This is a genomic window from Mycobacterium sp. 1164985.4, from assembly GCF_001668575.1.
Classification (GTDB): domain Bacteria; phylum Actinomycetota; class Actinomycetes; order Mycobacteriales; family Mycobacteriaceae; genus Mycobacterium.
Genome location: NZ_LZMD01000099.1, coordinates 1 through 3,236 on the forward strand (window position 1 = coordinate 1; position 3,236 = coordinate 3,236).

Sequence of the window (3,236 nt, forward strand, 5' to 3'; positions counted from 1 at the left end):
CCCTGCGCGGCCAACCGCACCCGCATCCCGTCGCCGACACCGGCCGGGATCTTCACGCTGATCTCGCGGCGGGCGCGCACGCGGCCGTCGCCGCCGCAGCGGTGGCAGGGGTCGGGGATGACCTCGCCGACGCCGCCGCACACCGGGCACGGCCGCGAGGTCATGACCTGGCCCAGCAGGGACCGCTGCACGGTCTGGATCTCGCCGCGGCCGCCGCAGGTGTCGCAGGTGACCGGGGTGGAGTTGCCGTGGGTGCCCTTGCCGTGGCAGAGGTCGCACAGGATTGCGGTGTCGACGGTGACCTGCTTGGTCACGCCGGTGGCGCACTCCTCCAGGTCGAGCCGCATGCGCAGCAGCGAATCCGAACCCGGGCGCACCCGGCCGACCGGGCCGCGTGTGGTGGTGCCGCCGCCGAAGAACGCCTCGAACACGTCGCCCAGCCCGCCGAACCCGGCGAACCCGTTGCCGGCTGCCGACGCGGCCGACTCCAACGGATCGCCCCCAAGGTCGACGATGCGGCGCTTCTCCGGATCGGAGAGCACCTCATAGGCCGCGCTGATGTCCTTGAACCGCGCCTGGGCCTCTTCGTCCGGGTTGACGTCGGGATGCAGCTCACGCGCCAACCTGCGATAGGCGCGTTTGATCTCCGCGTCCGTCGCGCCCTTGCTCACTCCGAGCAACCCGTAATAGTCGCGTGCCACGCTGACTTGCCTGACCTTCCTGTACCGGTGTTACCGGCTGCCTAAGACTTCCCCGATGTAGAGAGCAACCGCAGCGACATTAGCGATAGTTCCCGGATAGTCCATTCGGGTGGGGCCCAGCACCCCCATGCCGCCGTACACCTTGCCCGAACTTCCGTATGCGGTCGTCACCACGGAGGCGCCCGCCATCTCCTCGGCCTCGGTCTCGTGGCCGATGCGCACGGTCACCTTGCCGGCTTCCTGCTGCGCCGCGAGCAGCCGTAGCACCACCACCTGCTCCTCGAGCGCCTCGAGCACCGACCGCAGGGAGCCCCCGAAGTCGGCGGTGTTGCGGGTGAGGTTGGCGGTACCGCCCAGCAGCAGCCGTTCCTCGCGATGTTCGACCAGCGTCTCCACCAGCACGGTCGCCGACCGGCCGATCGCGTCGGCGAGCCCTCCGTGCCCATCGAGCTGCGATGCCAGGTCGGCAACCGCGATCGATGCGGCGGCCAACGGCTTGCCTTCGAGGGCCTGGCCGAGCAGGTCGCGCAGCTTGGTGAGGTCGTGCTCGTCGAGCGCGTCACCGAGCTCGACGATGCGCTGGTCCACCCGCCCGGTGTCGGTGATGACCACCAGCAGCAACTTGGCCGGGGTGAGCGCGACGACCTCGAGGTGACGCACCGTCGAGGTGGACAGCGTTGGGTACTGCACGATCGCGACCTGGCGCGTCAGCTGAGCGAGCAGGCGCACGGCGCGGCGCAGCACGTCGTCGAGGTCGACGCCGGATTCGAGGAACGTCAGGATCGCGCGGCGTTCGGGCGTCGACAGCGGTTTGATGTCGTCGATGCGGTCGACGAACTCGCGGTAGCCCTTCTCGGTGGGAACGCGTCCGGAGCTGGTGTGGGGCTGAGTGATGTAGCCCTCGGCCTCCAGCACCGCCATGTCATTGCGCACGGTCGCACTGGAGACACCGAGGTTGTGCCGCTCGACGAGGGTCTTCGACCCGATCGGCTCCTTGGTGGCCACGAAGTCGGCGACGATCGCGCGCAGCACGTCGAACCGTCGGTCGTCGGCGCTACCCATGTCTGCTCACCTACCCCTCGAATCGCGTTATCACCCATTTTAGGGGCACCAACAGCACCGATAGTGTGCGAGCAGCCCTCACGGCACCGCGACACCCTCCATGCGGTGCACTAACCTTGCTTTGTCATGCCGTTGCCCGGGGGGACGACGCGAAGGATGCAGGCCCGATGATCTTCAAGGGAGTCAGGGAGGGCAGGCCCTACCCCGACCACGGGTTGTCGCACCGCCAGTGGGCGCAGATCCCGCCGCGCCAGATCCGGCTCGACGAGTTGGTCACCACGACGACGGTGCTCGCGCTGGACCGGTTGCTCTCCGAGGATTCGACGTTCTACGGCGACCTGTTCCCGCATGCGGTGCGGTGGAAGGGCATCGTCTACCTCGAAGACGGGCTGCACCGCGCGGTGCGGGCGGCACTGCGTAACCGGACGATCCTGCACGCGCGCGTGTTCGACATGGACGTCCCCCTCGCACAACAGGTCTAGCGCTCCACCGTCACCGTCATCGAACGGATTGATGCTCGCGTGGCGGGTGGTCGGTGGCCGCGCCGAGGTCGGCGCCGAGGATCCGGTCGGACAACAGACCCAGGCACGACAGGTTGGGAAACCCCGGTCCCTGCGTCAACCCCGACAGGCCTGGCAGGAACAGTTTCGGCCGCACCCCGCTGACGGCGAGGTCGTCGCCCATCGCCTCCTGCAGCGCCTCCGAACTCAGCGGCACACCCAGGCCCAGTTCCAGCAGATCCAGCGCGTCCTGGCCGAGCAGCGGAACGAACCACATCGCATCGGCACCCGAACCGTCGATGACGAGATCGAATCCGTGCACGGTCTCGAGTGATTCGCCGCTCTGGGTTGTGCTCAGCGTCAATCGGATTCGGCCCTCGCAGGCCACTGCATGCGCCACCCGGCCCCGCAGGTGGCGGATCCGGTCGTCGGCGAGCAACGCGTCCTGCACCCGCGCGGAGAACACCCCGCGGTCGGTGCGCAGCAACGCGTCACGTCGCTCGGCCATCGTCAGGCCGGTCCAGCCGGTGGGATCGGAGAACAACGTGTTCTCGAAGAAGCCTTCGCCCCGGGTGAACAACGTCACCTGCGGCGAGATCACGGTGATCGTCGAAACCCGGTGCCGGAACAGCTCGTTGAGCATCGACGCCGCGGTCTCTCCCCCGCCGATGACGGCGACGCGTTCGGCGCGGATCAGCTCGTACTGCGCCGCGCGGTGCCAGAACTGCGCGATCGAAAGCACCCGCGGATTGCCAGGCAGGATCGAGCGCTCCGGTTGACCGGGGCCGGTGATCATCAGGCCGTCGGCGGTCACGGTGCGGTCGGGGGTGTGCAGCGCCCACCGCGGTTGGCCAGATTCGGCGTCGGCTGTGTCGATCGAGATGCCGCGCACCTCGCCCCGCACCACGTTCATCCCGACATTGCCTGCGACCCAACGCAGATACTGGCTCCACCTGCGGTGCGTGGGCGCGGG

General features: G+C 68.6%; 4 protein-coding genes. 1 reads left to right on the forward strand and 3 read right to left on the reverse strand.

Features of this window, described 5'->3' with window-relative positions; genetic code table 11:
* Together A5650_RS22595 and hrcA are read right to left on the reverse strand one after the other, a co-directional pair.
* Window positions 1-701: DnaJ domain-containing protein (locus tag A5650_RS22595; protein WP_156670666.1), on the reverse strand; the 701-nt coding region annotated here is incomplete at its 3' end.
* Window positions 702-731: 30 nt separating this feature from the next.
* Complete coding sequence (gene hrcA, locus A5650_RS22600) at window positions 732-1,763, reverse strand: heat-inducible transcriptional repressor HrcA (protein WP_067297118.1); 1,032 nt, start codon at window positions 1,761-1,763, stop codon at window positions 732-734.
* Window positions 1,764-1,930: 167 nt separating this feature from the next.
* Between hrcA and A5650_RS22605 the strand changes: the two genes are divergently transcribed.
* Window positions 1,931-2,245 (forward strand): type II toxin-antitoxin system VapB family antitoxin, encoded by a 315-nt coding sequence (locus A5650_RS22605; RefSeq protein ID WP_067085722.1) that lies wholly within the window; start codon window positions 1,931-1,933, stop codon window positions 2,243-2,245.
* A gap of 16 nt (window positions 2,246-2,261) precedes the next feature.
* Here A5650_RS22605 and A5650_RS22610 read toward each other — a convergent pair.
* A partial coding sequence (locus A5650_RS22610; RefSeq protein WP_067297123.1) for a SidA/IucD/PvdA family monooxygenase occupies window positions 2,262-3,236 on the reverse strand: 975 nt, incomplete at its 5' end.

Excerpts from the sequence above, each read along its gene's own strand:
- hrcA (WP_067297118.1), bottom strand. The coding sequence starts at position 1,763 with ATGGGTAGCGCCGACGACCGACGGTTCGACGTGCTGCGCGCGATCGTC.
- A5650_RS22605 (WP_067085722.1), top strand. The coding sequence starts at position 1,931 with ATGATCTTCAAGGGAGTCAGGGAGGGCAGGCCCTACCCCGACCACGGG.